Below are 22,323 nucleotides of genomic sequence, written 5' to 3' on the forward strand. Positions count from 1 at the left end.
GCCGCAAGCACGGGGCAGTGTCCAGTTACCTGCAATAGCCAGCACGATGAGCGAGATTCACGCAAAATATATGACCATTTTGTTAATTTTGGTCATGCATGCCGCTTTTTACGACCACAGCAAGTTATAGACGCAGTTCGCTACGAATGCGCAACAGATGTTCAGCAAATTCGCCGGCGTTTGTCTCGCCAACCACTCGGGCGTCGGTTTTTTCGCTGCCGTTCGCCGCAAAAAACATCAGCGCAGGTGGGCCGAACAGGTGGTAGCGGTCGAGCAGGGCGCGTTGTTCAGCGGTGCTCTCGGTGATGTCGAACTTGATCAAGCGAAAGCCCTCCAGGTGCGCCTGGACAGCAGGTGCACTCAGTACCTCGCGCTCGATCACCTTGCAGCTGATGCACCAGTCGGCGTACCAATCCAGCACCACGGGTTGCCCTGCCGCTTTGGCCTCGGCCAGGGCGGCGTCGAGTGCTGCGGGTGTGTGCACCTTCTGCCATGCGTCGGCCTGGGCGCTGGCGATGGCACTGGCGCTGCTTGGCAGGTGCGTTTTGCCCAGTGGCCTGAACGGGTCGGTCTGGCCACTGAAGGCGCCATACCAGCAGGCCACTGCATAGGCGAGCAGTAACAGGCCGAGCAATTGCGTCAGGCGTCGGGCCGGGCTTTTCTCGATGAACTCAAGGGCACCGAGGAACAGTGCGACACCCGCCGTCAGCAAGCCGATCAGCACCAGGGTCACTTCGCCCGGCAATATCCGGCTTAGCAGGCCGATGGCCAAACCCAGCAGCAAGACACCAATGGCATTTTTCACAGTGACCAGCCAAGGGCCGCTTCTTGGCAGCCAGGCGGCACCGCCGGTGGCGACCAACAGCAGCGGCGCCCCCATGCCCAGGCCCAGGGCAAAAAGCTTCAGCGCGCCGCCCAGCGCATCGCCACTGGCGCTGATGTACAGCAGGGCGCCGGCCAATGGTGCGGATACGCAGGGCGATACCAACAAGCTGGAGAGGATGCCAAGCACCGCCGCACCAAGCAGTGAGCCGCCGCGTGTACGCCCGGCAATATGGTCAAGGCGAGTGCTCACTGCCAACGGCAAGCGCAGTTCAAACAGACCGAACATGGCCAGGGCAAAGACCACGAAGAACAGCGAAAACGGCACCAGTACCCAGGCCGATTGCAGGCGCGCCTGCAGGTTCAGTTCGGCGCCGAACAGCCCCATCAATGCGCCAAGCAGGGCAAAGCAGGCGGCCATCGGCAGGACGTAGGCCAGTGACAGGCTCAAGCCTCGCCACCCACCGATATGGCCGCGCAACACCACGCCGGAGAGAATCGGCAGCATTGGCAGTACGCACGGGGTGAAGGTCAGGCCGACGCCGGCGAGGAAGAACAGCAGCAAGGCTTTCCAGTCGGTATGGGTGCTGCTCTTGGCTGTGTCGGCTGGCGCCGCGCCGCTGCCCGAAATGCTCAGGCGCTCAGTTTCCGGTGGGTAGCACAGGCCTTTGTCGGCGCAGCCCTGGTAGGTTACCAGCAGGGTGAAGGCGCGTTTATCGGCGCCCCGTGGCAGGGTGATGTCGAGGATGCCGTGATATACCTCGACATCGCCGAAGAATTCGTCGTGCTTGGCTTCGCCTTTGGGCAGCTGTGCGCTTTCCAGTGCAATGTCGGCGGGTTCGCTACGGAACTGAAAGCGGTGTCGGTAGAGGTAGTAACCCTCGGCGGCGACGAAGCGCAGGGTGATGGACTGCGCATCGTCCTTGACCAGGCTGAGCTTGAACGCTTCGCGTACAGGGAGGAAATCGGCGCTGTTGTTCAGCGTGGCGGCGCCCAGCGTTGCACTAGGACGGCTGTCGAGCAGGCCGGCGGCGGCAACGGGCAGGGCCAGGACCATAAACAGAAGGCAAAGCAGACGGCGCATGACAATCTCGCGGAACGGGTATGGGCGCATCATAGCGGAGTGTGCCGAGACGTGCAGGCGCCGCGCACCCCCTTACATCCCGCGGATGCCTTTACAGGCATCCGGTGTTCCCCTCAAACCCTGAATGCGCGAACGGCAGTGTTCAGTTCGCCCCCCAGCCTGAGCAACTGTTCACCCTGTTCACGGCCCTCGCCGATACGATGCAGGTTGTCTTCACCCAAGGTGTGGATGCGCTCGCTGTGATCACGAATTTCACTGACCGCGCCACTCTGTTGAGCCGTGACATCTGCGATACGCTCGGCGGTGGCAGCGATGGTCTGAATTGCCCCGACGATTTCATCCAGTGCGCCGTCGGCGGCCTGGGCCTGGCTGGCGGTCGCTTCAGCATGTTCAACCTGCGCACGCATGCCTTCCACCGAATGGCGTGCGGCCTGTTGCAAGCGCTCGATCAGCGTTTGAATTTCTCCAGTAGCCCCCGTCGTGCGCTGCGCCAGCGAGCGGACTTCTTCGGCGACCACGGCAAACCCCCGGCCCATCTCGCCAGCCCGTGCGGCCTCGATGGCCGCGTTGAGGGCCAGCAGGTTGGTCTGTTCGGCAATCGAGCGGATCACCGTCAGTACACCCCCGATGGTTGCCGACTCCTGAGCCAGTTGTTCGATCATCTGGGTGTTGCCCTGCACCTCGCCGACCAGCGAGTGCAGCCCGGTCAGGCTTTGGCCAATGACTCGCTGCCCCTGCTCGACGGCGCGCCCGGCACTGCGGCTGGCATCGGCAGCCTGGCTGGCATCGCCAGCGACCTGGACAATCGTGGCCTCCAGCTCACCCAGCGCGTCGCGTATCTGCGCTGTATCTCCGGCCTGGCGCTCGGCGCCATCGTGCAGGGCACTGCTCATGTCGGCCAGGGCATGGCTGCTGCCGGCCACTTGTTCGGCATTGCTGCGCAAGGTGCCAACCAGTTCCACCAGATAGATGCGCAGGCGATTGAGCGAGTCCTGAATATCGCGCAGCTCGCGGTTGGTTGCGCCCAGGGCGATGGTTTGGCTGAAGTCGCCTTCCGCCCAGCGCGACAGTGCCGGGGAGAGGTTGGTCAGCACCCGCGTCAAGCGTCTTTGCAGGGTGTCGATCAACAGGGCAATCAGCAGGATCATGGCAATCATGACACCCTGGATCAGGCGTACTTCACCCTGTATCTGCGCGTGCTGGCTACGCACGCCTGGCTCCAGTTCGGCAATCGCCTGTTGTACTGCTGCAATGCGCTCATGGGTGCTGTTGGCCAGCTCGGCGCGGCGTTGAATCTGTTCGCGGGTGCGTTGAAGCTCGCCCGGATAACGGCTTAGCAGGCTGTTAAGCTCGCGTTTCAGGGCGATGCCGCTGTCTTCGGCGACGGCGGTGGTTTCGCTCTGCAAGCCCATCAGCGCGGCGAAGTCGTCTGTGCTCGAGGCTGTGCTGGCGGTGACGCCCAGCAATGGCAACTGGTCGAGGGCGCGGGCTTGGCCGACGATGCTTTGCAGCTCGCGCTCTACCTCGTCGGCCAGTTCGCTGCGACCACTGCTGACCAACTTGTCGCGTGCCAGTGAGAGCCTGCCCAAATGCACGCTGGCATTGAGCAGCGCTTGTGGGTAGTGCCCGGCGTCGGGGCTATTGCTGCTCTGGGCATACTGCGCCAGTTGTTCAAGTGCAGCACCAAGCTCGCGTTCGGCTTGCAGCAACAGGGCTTGAGGGTCGCCGGCAAGCTTGCCGGCGGCCAGCAGCTCGGAGCCGGTGAACGCCTGCAGGCTGTCCAGGCTTGGGCGCAGGCGAGCGGCCAGGTCGTCGGGGAGAACGCTCAGTTGTGCCTGCAAGTCGACGATAGCCTGCTGTGCTTCAGCATGGCGCAGCGCATCGCCGCTATTCAGGTAGTCCTGAATGTTGCGCGCGGCCTGGTTCTGAAACTGCTGGGACAGGCCCAGGTAGCGCTCCATCAGCAGATAGGGGCGCTCCAGCGCATGCTGTGACCACCACAGTGTCGCGCCCAAGGCCAGGCAGACGGTGACCAGCAACAAGGTGTTGAGATTGGTAAGCAGCTTCAGGCGCATATCCAGGGTCTACCAACGGCTGAATGGTAAGCCTCTGAAGTTATTGCGTTTTTGTTACGAGGTTATGACGAAGGCGCGGAAGAACTAAAAAAACTGGCACATTGCCTTTATGGTTCGCTGCGCAGCACGGTGTTGCGTCCTGCAGCCTTGGCCCGGTACAGCGCCTCATCGGCGGCGGTTGCCATGCTCAACGCATCGAGCCCATCGTTCAGTTGTACAACCCCGGCGCTGAACGTGCAGTACAGGTCGCGCGGCTGGGCCGGGTAATGAATTTCGGAGAAGCGTTGGCGGATCTCATCCAGCACTTTGTGTGCGGCATTCAGGTCTGTACTGGGCATGACAATCGCAAACTCTTCACCGCCATAGCGACCAATAAAGTCGGTCTTGCGCAGGCGTTGTTTCAGAAACAGCGCCAGGCTTTTGATCACGCGGTCGCCCATGGGGTGGCCGTGGCTGTCGTTGACCTTCTTGAAGTGATCGATGTCGAGCATTGCAAAGCTCAATGGGCGCTCTTCGCGACGGGCGCGGAAGCTGCAGTCTTCCAGCAATTGCAGGATGTGCGTGTGGTTGTACAGGCCGGTGAGGCTGTCGCGGACCATGCGTGCATTGAGGTTGCGGGCTCGCGCCGCACGGTTGCGTACCGTGGTGATCAGATGGTGCGAACGGATGGGTTTGGTCAGGAAGTCATCGCCGCCCTCGCTCATGGCTTCGAGCTGCTTGTCCAGGTCGTCCTCGGCCGACAGGTAAATGATCGGCACACTGACATAACGGTCGTTTTGTCGGATGACCTTGGCCAGCTCAGGCCCCGTGCAGCCTGGCATGTACAGATCAAGAATGATCAGGTCTGGCTGGAAGTCGGCCAGCTCAGCCATGGTTTGAATCGGGTCGGTGAGGGTGCGGGTAACGATGCCTGCGTTGTTCAGCAAGCGCTCGGTGTAGATGGCTTGAGCCCGCGAATCATCAATGACCAGTACCCGGAACGGTTCGTACTGAGTCACGCTGGTCAGCAGTTCGACCTTTTCCAGCAGGCTGGAGGCTTCCAGCGTGCCGGTCAGGAATTCCTGGCCGCCAGCACGCACGGCAGCCAGGCGCGTCGGCGTATCGGTTTCGTGCAGGCTGAAGAACAACAGCGGAAGGGGCTGCTCCAGCCCCTGTTGAGCTTGGGCCGCCAGATGCAGGCCTTGCCCGCTGCCGGTGAAGTCGACGTCCATGACTAGGGCGGCCGGCAGACGCTCGGCCATCGAGGCCCGAAAGGCTTCGGCGCTGTTCAGTGCCTGTACCCCTAGGCCAAAGAACTCCAATTGCGTCGCCAGTCGCTCTGCCCGGTCATGGTCTTGCAGCATGATGTAAACCGGCTTGCGCAGCGGCGGCAGCGGGGTCTGCTCAAGCTGGTCGCCCTGGCGCAAGCCAGTGCGCGACAGGCGTTGCATCAGGCGGTTGAGTTCATTGATCAAGCCGCTGCTCAGGCGCGCACCGTTAGCCTCTATAGCCTTCAGGGTTTGCCCTATTGCCTCGGCCAGTTGACTGTGCTCAGGCTGGTCAAAGCGCTCGGCATAACGCTGCAGTCGCAGGTTGGCTTCGCACAGTTCACCGAGGTCATTGCTCGACCACTCGCTACGCTGCAGGCGTTGCCAGATCTCAAGTATCTGCCGAGCCTGGTGAATGACCCGCTGGGCAAAGTGCTGTTTGAGGCGCTCACGATTTGGGTCTTCTGGCTCGGTCATGTCCTGACTACTTATATAGGGGTGAGGCTGAGTTCCAGTGATGGCTCTATGCTAGCACTACTTTTCAGGCGATCACGTGTCTTGCGTCAAATTACCGCGTTGCCTGCAAATTCAGTTTGTGACCGGATAGTCGCTTATGCGAAGCAGCCGGGTTGATTTATAGTGCAACGCATGATGCCGACCCCCGGCAGGCGAGCGGCTGTGAAAAGCACAGGGTACGCCGGCGCAATGCCTGGGCTTGCGGTCGAACCTTTGAACCGACGTGACTGAAAGGACAATGCCATGCTGGACTGGAAAAACCGTACAGGCAAAGCCGAGGCGCGCGAGCGGGCTGGTACCCGTGAAACAGCAGCGGGCAGCTATTTCAGCGGCCTGTTGTTCAGCCGGGCGCTGGGAACACTCATTGCCATTTATCTGTTGGTGACGATTGCCCTGGGCTGGTACTGGAGCGAGGAGCCTGACCTGTTCCCGGTTCAGCAGAACGCCCAGGCTGCAGCTGAGCGCACGGGCAAGCAGATGGTGATCGGCTATACCACCATCGAAACTCTCAAGACTGTTTCCGGTACGTTGCTGCACAAGCCCGGTGGCTATATCTCCAACGACCGTTTCCCGCCAGGCCTGTGGATGGACAACATGCCGAGCTGGGAGTACGGCGTGCTGGTCCAGGTGCGTGATCTGAGCCGCGCCCTGCGCAAGGACTTTGCCCGCTCCCAGTCGCAGTCCACCGAGGATGCTGACCTGGCCAAGGCCGAGCCGCGCTTCAACTTCGACAACAAGAGCTGGATCTTGCCGTCGAGCGAGTCGGAGTTCCAGGAAGGCATCAACAGCCTGACCCGTTATCAGAACCGCCTGGCCTCGCCTGACCAGCAGGGCGCGCAGTTCTATACCCGTGCCGACAACCTGAACAACTGGTTGGGCGATGTCGCCACGCGCCTGGGTTCGCTGTCCCAGCGCCTGTCGGCCAGCGTCGGCCGGGTCAAGCTCAATACCACCCTGAAAACCGAGTCTGTGGTTGCCGGCCAAGTGCCGCAATTGGATGAGGAAGTGGTCGAGACCCCGTGGCTGCAGATCGACAACGTGTTCTACGAGGCCCGTGGCCAGGCGTGGGCGCTGTCGCACCTGCTGCGCGCCATCGAGGTCGACTTCGCCGACGTGCTGGCGAAGAAGAACGCCACCGTCAGCGTGCGTCAGATCATCCGCGAGCTGGAGGCCTCCCAAGAGTCTCTGTGGAGCCCGATGGTACTCAACGGCAGTGGCTTCGGCATGTGGGCCAACCACTCGTTGGTGATGGCCAACTACATTTCCCGGGCCAACGCCGCAGTGATCGATCTGCGCCAACTGCTGTCCCAGGGCTGAGGCGGTGGCCATCTCTTCCCGCGAGGCGGCGCATCGCGCCGCTTCAGATGCTGAGCGCATCGTCTGGGTCGACCGCGACGATGCCGAGCAGGGTGCCATGCAACGGGCCGAGTTGCGCGAGCGCGGCTTGATCGGTCGTGGCACGTTCATTCTGCTGTTCAACTCGGCCGGGCACCTGTGCGTGCACCGGCGCACACTGAGCAAGGCGCTTTATCCGGGCTATTGGGATGTGGCCGCTGGCGGCATGGTGGCGGTGGGTGAAAGCTACGCCGCCTCGGCAGCGCGAGAGCTGGAAGAAGAATTGGGCGTAACCGGCGTTGAACTGACGGCCCATGAGCGTTTTTTCTTCGATCAGCCCGACAACCGTTTGTGGTGCGCGGTGTTCTCGGCCGTCTGGGACGGCCCCCTGCGGCTACAGCCGGAGGAGGTCAGCGAGGCTCGTTTTCTGCCCCTGGAAGCGGTCATGGCCGACAGCCTGGTGCAGCCGTATTGCCCCGATTCACTGGCCGCGTTGAAACGTTACCTCGACCGTCAATCCTGAGGTCGCTAAATCTGCCTAAAATGGCGCAGATTTGTACTTAGCATTTGCTGCATTTGTCGTTACACTGCGCGGCCTTTTAAAGCCGGGACTGTTCGCAGACCCGGTTGCGCTGCCCCTGCCAGAGTGGGGCTTCGCGGTCGGTACCTCGCTCGGGGCATCGACCAGTTTTTGTCCTCACGATAGAGGATCAAAAGTGGCCAAAAAAGCCGCATCATTCGCTGCCCTTGGCGGCCTGGTGTTCTCCACCGATGCAGGTCGGCATTGCCCGGACTGCAGCCAACCCATCGATGCCTGCATCTGCAAGCAGACGGCCATCCCTGAAGGCGATGGCATTGCTCGCGTGCGCCGCGAAAGCAAAGGCCGTGGCGGCAAGACCGTTACCACCATCAGCGGCGTGCCGCTGCCCCTCGAAGCACTCAAGGATCTGGCCAGCACGCTCAAGCGCCGCTGTGGAACCGGTGGTGCCTTGAAGGACGGTGTCATCGAGATCCAGGGCGATCATGTCGAGCTGTTACTGGCAGAACTGGTCAAACAGGGCTTCAAGGCGAAAAAATCCGGTGGCTGATCGGCCCCGTCGCGATTTTTTGCATTCCCGTTTCTAAACTCGTTCCCGTAGGAAGGGTCTACCCCTGAACACGGAAGACCGTCATTTTCAGGATTTACACTGCGCCCGCTCCGGGCTGGCCGGTGTTCTTCGATTTTTTATATAGGGGACTTCGATGTCCGTACGACGCACACGCAAAGACGATGGCAGCCAATGGACCGTTGCGGACAGCCGCAGTGTGTATGGGATCCGCCATTGGGGGGCCGGGTATTTCGCGATCAACGAGGCCGGGCGCGTCGAAGTACGCCCCAACGGGCCGGGCAGTGCGCCGATCGACCTGTTCGAGGAAGTCGATGAACTGCGCAAGAGCGGCTTGTCGCTGCCATTGCTGGTTCGTTTCCCCGACATCCTGCAAGACCGCGTACGCCAACTGACCGGTGCTTTCGACGCCAACATCGCGCGCCTGGAATACCAGAGCAAGTACACCGCGCTGTACCCGATCAAGGTCAACCAGCAGGAAGCGGTGGTGGAAAACATCATCGCCACTCAGGACGTGTCCATCGGCCTTGAGGCAGGCTCCAAGCCTGAGCTGCTGGCCGTGTTGGCGCTGGCGCCGAAGGGCGGCACTATCGTTTGCAACGGTTACAAGGACCGCGAGTTCATCCGCCTGGCGCTGATGGGCCAGAAGCTGGGCCACAACGTCTTTATCGTCATCGAGAAAGAGTCGGAAGTGGCGCTGGTGATCGAAGAAGCCGCCGAACTCAAGGTCAAGCCGCAGGTTGGCCTGCGTGTGCGCCTGTCGTCCCTGGCTTCGAGCAAGTGGGCTGACACCGGTGGCGAAAAATCCAAGTTCGGCCTGTCGGCGGCACAACTGATCTCGGTGGTACAGCGCTTCCGTGATGCCGGCCTGGATCAGGGTATCCGCCTGCTGCACTTCCACATGGGTTCGCAGATCGCCAACCTGGCGGACTACCAGCACGGTTTCAAGGAAGCCATTCGCTACTACGGCGAACTGCGCGCCCTGAACCTGCCGGTCGATCACATCGACGTCGGCGGTGGCCTGGGCGTGGACTACGACGGTACCCACTCGCGCAACGCCAGTTCGATCAACTACGACATGGACGACTACGCCGGTGTCGTGGTCGGCATGCTCAAGGAGTTCTGCGATGCGCAGGGCCTGCCGCACCCGCACATCTTCTCCGAGAGCGGTCGCTCGCTGACAGCCCACCACGCCGTCCTCGTAGTGCAGGTGACGGACGTTGAGAAACACAACGATGAAGTGCCGACCATCGAAGACAAGGAAAGCCTGCCGGAAACCGTGCAATGGCTGATCGACCTGCTTGGCCCGACTGACATCGAGATGGTCACCGAGACCTACTGGCGCGCCACGCACTACATGAGTGACGTCGCTGCCCAGTATGCCGATGGCAAGATTACCCTGGCCCAGAAAGCCCTGGCCGAACAGTGCTACTTCGCCGTCTGCCGCCGCCTGCACAACTCGCTGAAGGCGCGCCAGCGTTCGCACCGTCAAGTGCTGGACGAGCTCAACGACAAGCTGGCCGACAAGTACATCTGCAACTTCTCGGTGTTCCAGAGCCTGCCGGACACCTGGGCGATTGGCCAGGTACTGCCGATCCTGCCGTTGCACCGTCTTGACGAAGAGCCGATGCGCCGCGCTGTGCTGCAGGACCTGACCTGTGACTCCGACGGCAAGATCAACCAGTACGTCGACGAGCAGAGCATCGAGACCAGCTTGCCGGTGCATGGCATCAAAGAAGGTGAAGACTACCTGCTGGGTATCTTCCTGGTAGGTGCTTATCAGGAAATTCTGGGGGACATGCACAACCTGTTCGGTGATACCGATTCGGTGAACATCTACCAGAACCCGAACGGCAGCGTGTACCACGCCGGTATCGAAACCCACGACACCATCGAAGACATGCTGCGTTACGTGCACCTGTCGCCGGAAGAGCTGATGACGCACTACCGCGACAAGGTCGCCAGCGCCAAGATCAGTGCCCGCGAGCGCACCCAGTTCCTGGATGCCCTGCGCCTGGGCCTGACGCGTTCTTCGTACCTGTCCTCGTAACACGGCGTCGGCTGTCATCGCGGCCAAGGCCGGCTCCTACAGAGATCCGTGCAGAACACTCCATTTCTGTAGGGGCAGGCTTGCCTGCGATGGCATTGGCGGGGCGTCAGTAAGTGCGCGGCGCCCGCATCGTTGGCAAGCCAACTCCTACAGGGATCAGTGTGGAGCACTGCATTATCTGTGTGGCAGGCTTGCCTGCGATGGCATCAGCGGGATTTCAGTGCGTGGGTGGGCTCTTTGAACCATTCATTGCGTTGCTGCATCCGCCAGCTCATCAGGCCCAGTGTCACGCCGCGCAAGGCCATGAACAGCAGAAAACCCAGCCACAGCCCATGGTTGCCAAGCCCGCTTATGGCATAGGCAAAGGGGACGGCGAGGACGACGCTGAGCAGCATACCGTTGCGCATTTCCCGTGCGCGGGTGGCGCCGATGAACAGGCCATCGAGCAGGTAGCTCCACACGGCGATCAACGGCAGCACTGCCAGGTACGGCAGGTACTCGAAGGCGGTTTCACGCACGCTTTGGATGTCGGTCTGCATTTCAATGAACAGGTGGCCGCCAAGCATGAACAGCAAGGCAAACCCCAGGCTTGCCAGCAACGACCAGCCCGCCGCCACGGTCAAGGAGCGACGCAGGGCGGGACGGTCGCCGGCCCCGATGGCGTGGCCACAAAGTGCTTCCACGGCGTGGGCCAGGCCGTCCAGTGCATAGGCCGTGAGTAGCAAGCCGTTGAGCAGCAGGGCATTCGCTGCGACGGTGGCATCGCCCAAGCGGGCGCCCTGCACGGTGATCAGGAAGAACACCGCCTGCAAGGCCAGGCTGCGAATGAAGATGTCCCGGTTGACGCTCAGCAGCGGTCGCCAGCTCTGCCAGCGGCGTAGCGCTGCCCAGGCCAGTTTGCCCGGGTAGGCGCGCAGGGCCGGGCGGGTCAAGGCCAGGCCGAGCAGGGCAGCGCTCCACTCGGCGACCACCGAAGCCCGCGCCGAGCCGATAACGCCCCAGTCCAGGCCCATCACGAACCAGAGGTTGAGCACGATGTTCAGCAGGTTGGTGGTCAGCAGGATCGCCAGCGGTGCACGCGCATTCTGGGTGCCGAGGAACCAGCCTACCAGGGCGAAGCTGGCCAGGGCGGCCGGCAGGCCGAGCAAGCGGGTCTGGAAGAAGTCATGGGTGGTTTGTGCCAGCGCCTGCGAGGGTTGCATCACGCTCAACGCCAGGTGGCTGAAGGGGATCGCCAGCAGGCCCAGCAACAGGGCGAAGCACAGCGCCAGTGCCAGCCCTTGCAGCAGTACCTGGCGCAAGGCAGCGCCGTCCTCACGGCCGGCGGCTTGTGCGGCAAAGCCGGTAGTGCCCATGCGCAGGAAGCCCATCACCCAGGCCAGGACGGTATAGAGGCTGGCGCCGACAGCCACTGCACCGAGTTGGTGGGCATGGGGCAGGTGGCCGATCACGGCACTGTCGACCAAGGCCACCAGCGGTACGGAGATGTTCGAAAGAATCATCGGCGCGGCCAGCGCCCACACGTTACGGTGGGTAGGGCGGTCGCGCCAATCGGCGATCAGTGAGGTCATGCATGCTCCTTGTCAGCCCGCATTGTAGTGGACAGACGGCACTAATGGGCCGACAGGCGGTCTGAGCGCCTGGCCTGTGGCTAAAGCGTGCATTTGCGCACGCTTGCCCTGATGCTGATGAGATATAGTTCACCCCTTAAAGACACTGCTGCCCAAGAGAGTTCATCTCCCATGTTCAACAAAGGATTGTTGCTGGCCTGTGCGCTGGCGCTATTGAGTGCCTGTGACTCGTCATCCGTGGATAAACCCGCGCCTGCACCGGCAGAGAAGGCGGCGCCCAGCGCGCCCAAGCCCGCGCGTGAAGATGCGGCAACCCTGGCCCAACGCTACGCCGGACGCGAGTTGAGCGTGGTGGATGTGTCCGAGGTGCAGTTGGATGGCTCAAGCACCTTGTCGGTGTCGTTCAGTGCACCACTGGACGCTCAGCAGCCATTTGCCGAGCGCCTGCACCTGGTCGATACGGTAAAGGGCAAGGTTGACGGTGCCTGGGAGCTCTCTGATAACCAGATGGAACTGCGACTGCGGCACCTGGAGCCCAAGCGCAAACTGGTGCTGACCATCGACGCCGGGCTGTTGGCGGTGAATGGCAAGCGCCTGGCTGCCGAGTCGGTCAGCCGCCTGGAAACCCGCGACCTGGAGCCGACTGTCGGTTTCGCCAGCCGCGGCTCGCTGTTGCCGACCCGCGTGGCCGAAGGCCTGCCGGTGATCGCGCTGAACGTCGACAAGGTCGATGTCGAATTTTTCCGGATCAAGCCTGAAGCGCTGCCGACCTTCCTGGGGCAGTGGGGCCGCAACAGCAGCCTGCAGACCTATGAGTCCCGCGAGCTGTTGCCGATGGCCGAGTTGGTCTATGGCGGTCGCTTCGACCTGAACCCGGCGCGCAATACCCGTGAAACCCTGCTGTTGCCGATCGCCGGCCTCAAGCCGCTGCAACAACCGGGTGTTTATCTGGCGGTCATGCGTGCCTCGGGTACCTACAACTACTCGCAGCCGGCCACACTGTTCACCCTCAGTGACATCGGCCTGTCGGCGCACCGTTATCAGAACCGCCTCGATGTGTTTACCCAGGCGCTGGAGGGCGGTAAGGCCCTCAGCGGTGTGGAGGTCGAACTGCTCGACAACGAGGGCCGTGTGCTGGGCCAGGGCAAGACCGATGGCAGCGGCCACGCGCAGTTGCCGGCAGCGGCCAAGGCTGAGGTGCTGTTGGCCAAGCAGGCTGAACACACCACGATGCTGCGGCTGAACAACGCCGCGCTGGACCTGGCCGAGTTCGACATCACCGGGCCTCTGGCCAACCCTTTGCAGTTTTTCGTGTTTGGTCCGCGTGACCTTTATCGCCCGGGTGAGACGGTGCTGCTCAACGCGCTGCTGCGTGATCAGGACGGTAAGCCGGTCAAGCCGCAACCGGTCACGGTCGAAGTGCGTCGCCCGGATAACCAGATCAGCCGCAAGTTTGTCTGGGAACCGGGTAGCGAGGGCCTTTATCAATACGCCCTGCAACTGGCTGGCGAAGCGCCGACCGGGCGTTGGGAGTTGCTCTTCGACTTCGGCGGCGGTCAGCGACAGGTCTACGGCTTCATGGTCGAGGACTTCCTGCCCGAGCGTCTGGCGCTTGAACTCAAAGGCAGCCCGACACCCCTGAGCCCTGATGAAACTGCCGAGATATCGGTCAATGGCCGTTACCTCTACGGCGCCCCAGCGTCGGGCAATCGCCTGAGCGGCCAGGCCTACATCCGCCCACTGCGTGAGGCGGTGCCGGCCTTGCCCGGCTATCAGTTCGGTTCGGTCACCGAGCAGGAGTTGAGCCAGGATCTGGAGCTGGACGAAACGACCCTGGATGCCTCCGGTGATGCCACGCTGAGCATCGAGAGCAAATGGTCCGAAGCCCGTTCGCCTTTGCAGTTGACGGTGCAGGCAAGCCTGCAGGAGTCCGGAGGCCGGCCAATCACTCGCCGGCTTGAACAGCCGATCTGGCCTGCCGAGCGGCTGCCGGGGCTGCGTGGCCTGTTTGACGGTGAGGAAACCGACGGTGACGGCCCGGTCGAGTTTGAACTGCTTGTCGCCGATCGCAACGGCAACAAGCTGGCGGTGGATAACCTGCGCGTGCGCCTGGTGCAGGAGCGCCGTGACTACTACTGGAACTACTCCGAAAGCGATGGCTGGAGCTACAACTTCAATGAGAAGTACCTGACCCAGAGTGAAGAAACCGTCAGCATCAAGGCCGGCGGTACCGCCAAGATCAGCTTTCCGGTCGCGTGGGGCCCGTACCGTGTCGAGGTGGAAGATCCGCGCACCGGGCTGGTCAGCAGCCTGCGTTTCTGGGCCGGCTACCGCGCCCAGGACAACACCGACGGCGGCGCCGTACGCCCAGACCAGGTCAAGCTGGCGCTGGACAAGAAAGCCTATGCCGATGGCGACACCGCCACGGTCACCGTGACCCCGCCTGCTGCAGGCAAGGGTTACTTGATGGTCGAGTCCGCCGATGGCCCGCTGTGGTGGGAGGAAATCGACGTGCCGGCCGAAGGCAAGGCCTTCGAGGTCAAGCTGGACCGCAAGTGGGCGCGGCACGATCTGTATGTCAGCGCCTTGGTGATTCGTCCGGGTGAGCGCAAGGCCAACGTCACGCCCAAGCGTGCCGTCGGTATTCTGCACCTGCCACTGGAGCGTGCCGAGCGTAAGCTGGCGGTCAGCCTGACGGCGCCAGAGAAGATGCGTCCCAAGCAACCCCTGACGGTCAAGGTACAGGCGCGTAACGCCGATGGCAGTGTGCCGAAACAGGTGCATGTGCTGCTGGCAGCGGTTGACGTTGGCATTCTCAACATCACTGAATACGCAACGCCTGATCCATTTGCCGCGATGTTCGGGCGCAAGGCCTATGGGGCCGATCAACTGGATATTTACGGCCAGTTGATCGAAGCCGGTCAGGGCCGCCTGGCCAGCCTGGCATTCGGTGGTGACGCCGGCCTGACCAAAGGTGGCAAGCGCCCGGACACCAGCGTCACCATCGTTGCCCTGCAAAGCGCGCCGGTGACCCTGAACGAGAAGGGTGAAGGCCAGGCCAGTGTCGATATCCCGGATTTCAACGGTGAGCTGCGGGTGATGGCCCAGGCCTGGACCGAAGACCGCTTCGGCATGGCCGAGGCCAAGACTGTCGTCGCCGCGCCGCTGATTGCCGAGCTGTCGGCGCCGCGCTTCCTCGCCGGTGGTGATCGCACCACCCTGGCGCTGGACCTGTCGAACCTCTCCGGCAAGGCACAGAACCTTACGGTGCAGTTCAGCGCAGATGGTCAGCTCAGCCTGATGCGCGCCGCCGAGCAGCAAGTGCCTTTGGCTGAAGGCCAGCGCAAGACCTTGCTGATTCCGGTGCAGGCCGTTGGTGGCTTGGGGCAAGGGCAGGTCAAGGTGCAGGTGCAAGGCCTGGTGCTGCCAGGCGAGCCGAACACCGTGTTCAGCCGGGAGTGGACCTTGGGCATACGCCCGGCGTACCCGGCGCTGCTCAAGCATTACCGCGCAACGCTCAGCGATCAGCCATGGAGCCTGCCGCAGTCGGAACTGGCGGTGTTCGAGCCGGCCGGCCTTGAGGCGAGCCTGGCCTTGTCCAGCCGCCCACCGCTGAACCTTGGCGAGCAGATTCGCGCGCTGGAAGCCTACCCGTATGGCTGTGCCGAGCAGACCACCAGTGGCCTGTACCCCTCGCTCTATGCCGATGACGCGACACTTAAACGCCTGGGCCTGAAAGGCGAGGCTGCGGATAAACGTCAGCGCAAGATCGAAGTCGGTATTGAGCGTTTGCTGGGCATGCAGCGCTACAACGGCAGCTTCGGCCTGTGGAGTGCTGACGGTGAGGAAGAGTACTGGTTGACCGCCTATGTCACCGACTTCCTCCTGCGTGCCCGTGATCAAGGCTATGCGGTGCCGGCCGAAGCCTTGAAGAAGGCCAGTGAGCGCCTGCTGCGTTACGTGCAGGAGCGTAACCTGATCGAGGTGCGCTACAGCCAGAACGCCGAGCACAGCCGCTTTGCCGTGCAGGCGTATGCCGCGCTGGTATTGGCGCGCAGTCAGCAAGCACCACTGGGCGCCCTGCGCAGTTTGTTCGAGCGTCGTAGCGATGCGCGCTCGGGCCTGCCGCTGGTGCAGTTGTCCGTGGCTTTGGACAAGATGGGCGACAAACCGCGCGCCGAACAGGCGATGCAGGCCGGGCTGGCGGTTACCCGTGATAGCCGCTACTGGCTGGGCGACTACGGTAGCCCGCTACGGGATCAGGCCTTGATTCTGGCCCTGCTGGAAGAAAACAACCTGGCGGCGGGCAAGCGTGAGGCTCGGTTGTTCGAGTTGTCGGACCTGTTGGCGGCCAATCGCTGGTTGTCGACGCAGGAGCGCAACGCCCTGTTCCTGGCCGGGCGCGGTTTGCTCGGCAAGCCAGAGCAACCCTGGACCGCTCGCCTGGAGGCTGGTGGCGAGGTGCGAGAGCTGAGCCAGGCACAGCCTGCAGTGAAGCTTGAAAGCACTGCGCTGGCTCAGTCGTTGACCGTACAGAACAACGGTGACCAGACCCTCTACCAGCAACTGACCTTGTCGGGTTATCCACAGGTGGCGCCACCGGCCGGTGGCGAGAACCTGAGCATCCGCCGCGATTACCTGGGCATGAACGGCCAGCCGTTGGACCTTAATGGCCTGAAGAGCGGCCAACTGGTGTTGGTACACCTGGCGGTGAGTGCCAGTCAGCGTGTGCCGGATGCCTTGGTGGTCGACCTGCTGCCTGCCGGCCTGGAGCTGGAGAATCAGAACCTGGCGCAAAGCGCGGCCAGCCTGGACAACGCCAGCAGTGCGGTGAAGGAGTGGCACAGTGCGATGCAGAACGCGACCTTGCTGCATCAGGAGTTCCGTGACGATCGTTATGTCGCGGCGGTGGACCTGGACGGATACGGCACCACGCACCTGCTGTACCTGGCCCGTGCAGTGACCCCGGGTGTTTACCGGGTGCCACCGCCACAGGTCGAGTCGATGTACCGGCCAAACTGGCAGGCGGTCGGCGAGGCGCGTGGGTCGTTGGTGGTCAAGGAGCGCTGAGTCTGCTGCCAGTGCCTACAGGGTGATGTCTGTCCTGTAGGCACCGGCCTTGCCGGCGAGGGTGGTCAATGCACCACCCAGCTCAGAATCCACAACCCCAGCAGCAACCAGATGATCCCGATAATGATCGAGGCGCGCATGAATGCGCGAACCGCCGAGTACAGCACCAGCAGCCCGACGATCAGCGTGAGGATGCTGACCAGCGAGGTGTCCATGCCCAACGTGCGCGAAAGGCCTTCGATAAAGCTGCCGCCAGCGTTGGACAGCAGGCTGAACAGGCCATTGAGGCCATCCACTACAAAGCGGATCAAGGCGCCCAGCGCTTGGCCGAGCCATTCGAAAAAACCTTCTACATGCATAATCGCTTCCTGATAATCATCATGGCAGCTTCGCCATTTTCCAGCCTTTGGCCACTCACGGGCCGGCTCGGTTCCCTGTGCCCGGAACAAGGTGTCGGCACGTGATGTTCAGCGTAGTTCGCCCTGATAGTCGCACGGGTAGATGGCTTGCGGGCATCGCGGCGAGTGGGTTGCTGCTGTGCGCGCTGCTATGGCTTGCCGACCGTATCTGGCCGCTGCCGTTGCCTGCGGATGACCTGGCCCGGGTGGTGCTGGCGGAGGATGGTACACCGTTGTGGCGTTTCGCCGATGCCAATGGCGTGTGGCGCTACCCGATCACTCCTGAGCAGGTGTCGCCCCTGTACCTGCAGGCCTTGCTGACCTACGAGGACCGCTGGTTCTATCGCCATCCCGGGGTGAACCCCTTGGCCTTGGGGCGCGCTGTCTGGCAGAACCTGCAGGGTGGCCGCGTGGTGTCCGGTGGCAGCACATTGTCGATGCAGGTGGCGCGACTGCTCGACCCGCATGCCAGAACGCTGCCCGGCAAGTTGCGCCAGCTCTGGCGTACCGCGCAGTTGGAGTGGCACCTGTCCAAGGACGAGATCCTGCAGATCTACCTCAACCGCGCGCCCTTTGGCGGAACATTACAAGGGGTCGCGGCGGCGAGCTGGGCGTACCTGGGCAAGTCACCCCAACAACTGACCCCGGCCGACGCCGCGCTGTTGGCGGTGTTGCCGCAAGCACCGAGCCGCCTGCGCCCTGATCGTCACCCGCAGCGTGCCCAGGCTGCACGTGACAAAGTGCTGCAACGGCTGGCCGAATACCGGGTGTGGCCTGAGCAACAGGTTGCCGAAGCGGCGCAGGAACCACTGTTGCTGGCGCCACGTCAGGAGCCGACACTGGCCCCGCTGTTGGCCCGGCGCTTGAACCGTCCGGGCAGCCCGCCATTGATCCGCACCACCCTCGATGCCGCCCTGCAACGCCGTCTGGAGGACCTGCTGCTGGGGTGGCGCGCGCGCCTGCCTGAACGTACGTCGGCAGCGATTCTGGTGGTCGAGTCGCAGACCATGGCCGTGCGCGCTTACTTGGGCTCGGTCGATCTCGGCGATACCCGGCGCTTCGGTCATGTCGACATGATCAGTGCCCTGCGCTCACCCGGTTCGACCCTCAAACCGTTCCTGTTCGGGATGGCGCTTGATGAAGGGTTGATTCACTCCGAGTCGCTGCTGCAGGACGTACCTCGGCGTTACGGCGACTACCGTCCCGGCAATTTTTCTCAGGGTTTCAGCGGGCCGGTTTCGGCCAGTTCGGCCCTGGCCTTGTCTCTGAACCTACCCGCGGTGCAATTGCTCGAAGCCTATGGGCCGAAACGCTTTGCCGCGCAGATGCGTCAGGGCGGCATGCCGTTGACGCTGCCACCACTGGCCGAGCCCAACCTGTCGTTGATCCTGGGCGGAGCGGGCAGCCGCCTTGAGGATCTGGTCAGCGGTTACAGTGCCTTTGCCCGCAACGGCATGAGTGCCGCGCTGCGTTTGCAGCCCGACGACCCACTGCTGGAGCGGCGCCTGTTGTCGCCGGGTGCGGCGTGGATCACGCGGCGCATTCTCAGTGGCCAGGCCCGCCCAGACCTCGACCCCCATGCCGAGTTGGTGCAGCGGCCACAACTGGCCTGGAAGACGGGCACCAGTTATGGCTTTCGCGACGCCTGGTCGATTGGCGTTGGCCCACGCTACCTGATCGGGATCTGGATCGGCCGCCCCGATGGCACACCGGTGCCGGGCCAGTTTGGCCTGGCCTCGGCGGCGCCGTTGATGCTGCAGGTGCATGACGTGTTGAGTAACCGCGACAGCCAGCGCGGCATCACCGCACCGGTAGCAGCCGTACCGGCCAACGTTGGGGTGGCAGCGATCTGCTGGCCACTGGGCCAGCCGATGGCCCGGCAGGATGACAACTGTCGGCGGCAACGTTTCGCCTGGACGCTTGATGGCACCACGCCGCCGACGTTGCAGGCGCTTGATCAGCCCCTGAGTGTGGGCTTGCTGGAAAAGGTCTGGGTCAATGACCAGGGCTTGCGTGTCGATGCGGCGTGCCCCGGTGCCCATGCACGCGACATCGCCTTGTGGCCTGCGCCGCTGGAACCGTGGTTGCCCCGGGTGGAGCGACGCGAGGCACGGTTGCCGGCCATTGATCCACGGTGCCCGCCGAAGGTGCCGGACGCAACCGCGCCGTTGTCGATTGTTGGTGTGCGCAACGGCGACCAATTGCGCCGACCGGCGACCAGTCGCGACGCGCTGCAACTGAAAGTGTCGGCCTTGGGTGGCAGTGGCCAGCGCTGGTGGTTCCTCAACGGCGCGCCGGTGGGCGAGACTGCTGCACAGGATAGCCTCACGGTCAGTTTCGAGCAGGCCGGCCGGTATGAGTTGAGTGCACTCGACGCCAGCGGGCAGACCGCACGCATCGAGTTTCAGGTCAACGACTGAGCCGCAGTCTATTCAGCCGCGACGAATCATCCAGACGCCGGCCAGTACCAGCAGCAAGCCGGCGACCTTGCCCAGGCTGGCCGGCGCTTCGCGAAAGCCGGCCCAGCCGAAATGGTCGAGGGTCAAGGCCATTGCCAGCTGTCCGGCCAGTACCAGCGCCATGAACAGCAATGCGCCAATGCGCGGGCCGGCAAAGGCGGCCGTTGTAATGAAAAAGGCACCCAGCAGACCACCGCACCAGTGCCACCAGGTCAGGCTCTTGAGTGCGTTGAAACCAGGCACTTCGCGCTGCAGCAACACCAGCGCAAGCAGCGCGACGGTGCCGACACCAAAGGAAATCAGGGCGGCGGCGAGCACGCTGGACACCTGTTTGGCCAACTGGCCGTTGATACCGGCTTGCAGCGGAAGAAAGGCGCCAGCGACGAACGGCAGGCAGAGCAGCCACCAGGCAGGGGCGGGCATGGCAATCTCCAGAAAAAAGGGGCGCGGATTATAACGGCAGGCGGCGAGGGGTGCTCGTCTTGCCTCTGGCAACTGTAGACCGGATGGCCAATTAGACGGTTGTTCGGGCAACACCTACGCTTGGGTTAGACGAAACGCACCGTCGAGCCGCCCCGTACATTCAGGGTCAAGGAGTGTCCTATGCGTTCGATGACCCTCGCATTGTTGGGCCTTTCCTGGGGGTGTGGCGTGTGCGCCGATGCCTTGCAGAATGACCTCAATCGCAGTGCGGTCGAACGCTACCTGCCGACATCTAACCTGCCGATCGATGCCTATCGCCCGGCCGCAGCCGATGTGTTTGTCGCGCCTGCGAAACCGCCTTTGTTGCGTTTGCCGACCGGTACTCGGGTATGGTTTCGAAAGGTGCATTTTGAGGGTGGTACGGTCTACCCACTGAGTGATTTGAAAGACAACTATCAGGACCTGATAGAACGCGCCGTCACCCTCGACGAGGTGCTTGAGGCCACGGCGCGATTGACCGAGCGTTATCACCGCGATGGCTATTTTCTGTCTTATGCGGTGGTGCCGGATCAGGACTTCAGTGAAGGCTCCTTGCGGGTGGTGCTGGTTGAAGGCTACGTGCGCGACGTTGAACTGCGCGGTGATGTCGGCCCGGTGTCGGCCTATGTGACACGCCTGGCAGAGAGGATCAAAACGGAAAGACCACTGACCCGGCAGACCTTTGAGCGCTACACCCGCTTGATGAACCACATCCCAGACGTGACCCTGAAAGGCTTGTTGAGCCCCGCCAGCCCGTCGGACGGTGCTGCCCGCTTGATCGTCAAGGCATCGCGCCAACCCTTGGCGGCCGCAGTGGTACTGAACGATGGCAGCCGTGCAGACCCTCAAGCGCTGTTGAGCCTGGACAGCCAGTCGCAGACGGCGCTGGGTGAGCAATTGAGTGTTGGTGGCTTGTTTGCGTCGGGCGATGATCATCAGCGTTACTACCGTCTCGACTATGCCCAGTACCTGGACAGCGAGGGCAGCCAGTTGAACCTGGCTGCCTCGACCTTCCGCACGGAGTTGGACACGCCGCTACACCTTCGCAATGGCCGGGAGCTGCTGCGGGATTGGCGTAGCGATACCGTATCGGCGGGGCTGAGCCAGCCACTGATTGCCGCACCTGACGAATGGCTGAATGTTGCGGCAAGGCTCTACGCGGTGCGTGACCGCATTGACTATCGGGCTGACGGTACGCCGCTCAATACCTCAACGGATACCGATACCCGTGTGCTCAGCTTTGAGGGGGATTGGCGCAAGGCTGATGAGCGGCAACTGCGGATGATCAGTGGAGGTGTGTACCAGGGGCTTGATTACCTGGGGGCCAAAACCAACAGCGATTACGACCTGGATTTTTTGCGCCTGCGCGTGTCCGGCGTCCAGCGTGACCGTTTCTTCGACAATTGGCAGGGTGTGGCATCGGGGGCTCTGTACTGGAGCGACGACAGCCTGCCGGACAGTGAACGGGCCGTGTTTGGTGGGCGGTATTTTGGGCGAGGTTACCCGGTCGACCAAGCCTCTGGCGACAAAGGATGGGGCTTGGCTTATGAGGTCAACTACAGCGTCATGGGAGAGGGTGGCCTACTGAACGTGGTGCAACCGTATGCTGTACTGGATACCGCCCAGGCCTGGTTCAACAAACTGGATGTACGCAGTGCGCACCTGGCATCGCTGGCGCTGGGGGTGCGCATGGGGGATTTGCGTGACTACAACCTGTCATTGGAGATCGCCAAACCTTTGGCCGATGCAGCGTTTGACAGCGTCGATCGGCATCCGCGTTTTACCGTGAGCGTCAGCCTGAAGTTGTAAACCTGTACGGGATGGCATTTCGTTTTCCTTGCGCTACCGTCAATTAACGAAGCCATTGAATGCCGCTGCAGAGTTGGGGCGCTGCCTGAAAAGACACTGTGAGTGGTCGTTTGAGCAGAGGGGGCCGACATGAGTAGTCGCATTACCATTAGCCTGGTGAGGGCGTTTCTGCTGGGAGCGCTTGTGGCCTGTTTCTGCGGGCAGGTGCTCAGTCGGGATACTGGCGTATCGGAGGCCGTGCCGGTGTTCATGAGTGAGCGGTTGATCGTACCGCCCTCAGGCAATTTTCAACGTCTTGAACAGGTTCTGGGGCGCAGAA

Annotated in this window: 13 protein-coding genes; 7 read left to right on the plus strand and 6 right to left on the minus strand. The window is 62.6% G+C overall.

Annotated elements, in window-relative coordinates; translation table 11 throughout:
* Positions 1-124 precede the first annotated feature (124 nt).
* The 3 genes from EKA13_RS02455 to EKA13_RS02465 form a co-directional block, all read right to left on the minus strand.
* The gene (locus tag EKA13_RS02455) at positions 125-1,906 is read right to left on the minus strand and encodes a protein-disulfide reductase DsbD (RefSeq protein WP_065757978.1); all 1,782 of its coding nucleotides are present in this window, start codon (positions 1,904-1,906) and stop codon (positions 125-127) included.
* 113 nt (positions 1,907-2,019) lie between these two features.
* Positions 2,020-3,981 (minus strand): methyl-accepting chemotaxis protein, encoded by a 1,962-nt coding sequence (locus EKA13_RS02460; RefSeq protein ID WP_065757953.1) that lies wholly within the window; start codon positions 3,979-3,981, stop codon positions 2,020-2,022.
* A 107-nt stretch (positions 3,982-4,088) separates the two neighbouring features.
* On the minus strand, positions 4,089-5,705 hold the full coding sequence (locus EKA13_RS02465; protein ID WP_065757954.1) for a response regulator: 1,617 nt from the start codon (positions 5,703-5,705) through the stop codon (positions 4,089-4,091).
* Positions 5,706-5,987: 282 nt separating this feature from the next.
* Between EKA13_RS02465 and EKA13_RS02470 the strand changes: the two genes are divergently transcribed.
* The 4 genes from EKA13_RS02470 (at position 5,988) to speA (ending at position 10,235) form a co-directional block, all read left to right on the plus strand.
* Positions 5,988-7,061 (plus strand): DUF2333 family protein, encoded by a 1,074-nt coding sequence (locus tag EKA13_RS02470; protein WP_065757955.1) that lies wholly within the window; start codon positions 5,988-5,990, stop codon positions 7,059-7,061.
* A gap of 4 nt (positions 7,062-7,065) precedes the next feature.
* On the plus strand, positions 7,066-7,602 hold the full coding sequence (locus tag EKA13_RS02475) for an NUDIX hydrolase (protein WP_065757956.1): 537 nt from the start codon (positions 7,066-7,068) through the stop codon (positions 7,600-7,602).
* Between the two features lie 193 nt (positions 7,603-7,795).
* The gene (locus tag EKA13_RS02480; RefSeq protein ID WP_065757957.1) at positions 7,796-8,167 is read left to right on the plus strand and encodes a translation initiation factor Sui1; all 372 of its coding nucleotides are present in this window, start codon (positions 7,796-7,798) and stop codon (positions 8,165-8,167) included.
* Between the two features lie 154 nt (positions 8,168-8,321).
* Complete coding sequence (gene speA / locus EKA13_RS02485) at positions 8,322-10,235, plus strand: arginine decarboxylase (RefSeq protein WP_065757958.1); 1,914 nt, start codon at positions 8,322-8,324, stop codon at positions 10,233-10,235.
* 206 nt (positions 10,236-10,441) lie between these two features.
* Here speA and EKA13_RS02490 read toward each other — a convergent pair whose 3' ends face one another.
* Positions 10,442-11,806 carry an MATE family efflux transporter gene (locus EKA13_RS02490; RefSeq protein ID WP_065757959.1) on the minus strand — a complete coding sequence of 455 codons (1,365 nt, stop codon included), beginning with the start codon at positions 11,804-11,806 and terminating at the stop codon, positions 10,442-10,444.
* 171 nt (positions 11,807-11,977) lie between these two features.
* Between EKA13_RS02490 and EKA13_RS02495 the strand changes: the two genes are divergently transcribed.
* Complete coding sequence (locus EKA13_RS02495) at positions 11,978-16,876, plus strand: alpha-2-macroglobulin family protein (RefSeq protein WP_065757960.1); 4,899 nt, start codon at positions 11,978-11,980, stop codon at positions 16,874-16,876.
* Positions 16,877-16,941: 65 nt separating this feature from the next.
* On the opposite strand, the gene EKA13_RS02500 is transcribed toward EKA13_RS02495, so the two are convergent.
* Entirely contained in the window at positions 16,942-17,235 is a 294-nt protein-coding gene (locus EKA13_RS02500) for a hypothetical protein (RefSeq protein WP_065757961.1), read from the minus strand.
* Positions 17,236-17,339: 104 nt separating this feature from the next.
* Here EKA13_RS02500 and pbpC point away from each other — a divergent pair, with 104 nt between their 5' ends.
* Complete coding sequence (gene pbpC / locus EKA13_RS02505; RefSeq protein ID WP_065757962.1) at positions 17,340-19,694, plus strand: peptidoglycan glycosyltransferase PbpC; 2,355 nt, start codon at positions 17,340-17,342, stop codon at positions 19,692-19,694.
* Positions 19,695-19,706: 12 nt separating this feature from the next.
* Here the strand turns inward: pbpC and EKA13_RS02510 are convergent, their stop codons facing one another.
* The gene (locus EKA13_RS02510) at positions 19,707-20,156 is read right to left on the minus strand and encodes a DMT family transporter (RefSeq protein ID WP_065757963.1); all 450 of its coding nucleotides are present in this window, start codon (positions 20,154-20,156) and stop codon (positions 19,707-19,709) included.
* 180 nt (positions 20,157-20,336) lie between these two features.
* On the opposite strand from EKA13_RS02510, the gene EKA13_RS02515 reads away from it, so the two are divergent.
* Complete coding sequence (locus EKA13_RS02515; RefSeq protein ID WP_065757964.1) at positions 20,337-22,004, plus strand: ShlB/FhaC/HecB family hemolysin secretion/activation protein; 1,668 nt, start codon at positions 20,337-20,339, stop codon at positions 22,002-22,004.
* Positions 22,005-22,323: the final 319 nt, after the last annotated feature.

This window comes from Pseudomonas defluvii, assembly GCF_001695625.1.
Taxonomy (GTDB): domain Bacteria; phylum Pseudomonadota; class Gammaproteobacteria; order Pseudomonadales; family Pseudomonadaceae; genus Aquipseudomonas; species Aquipseudomonas defluvii.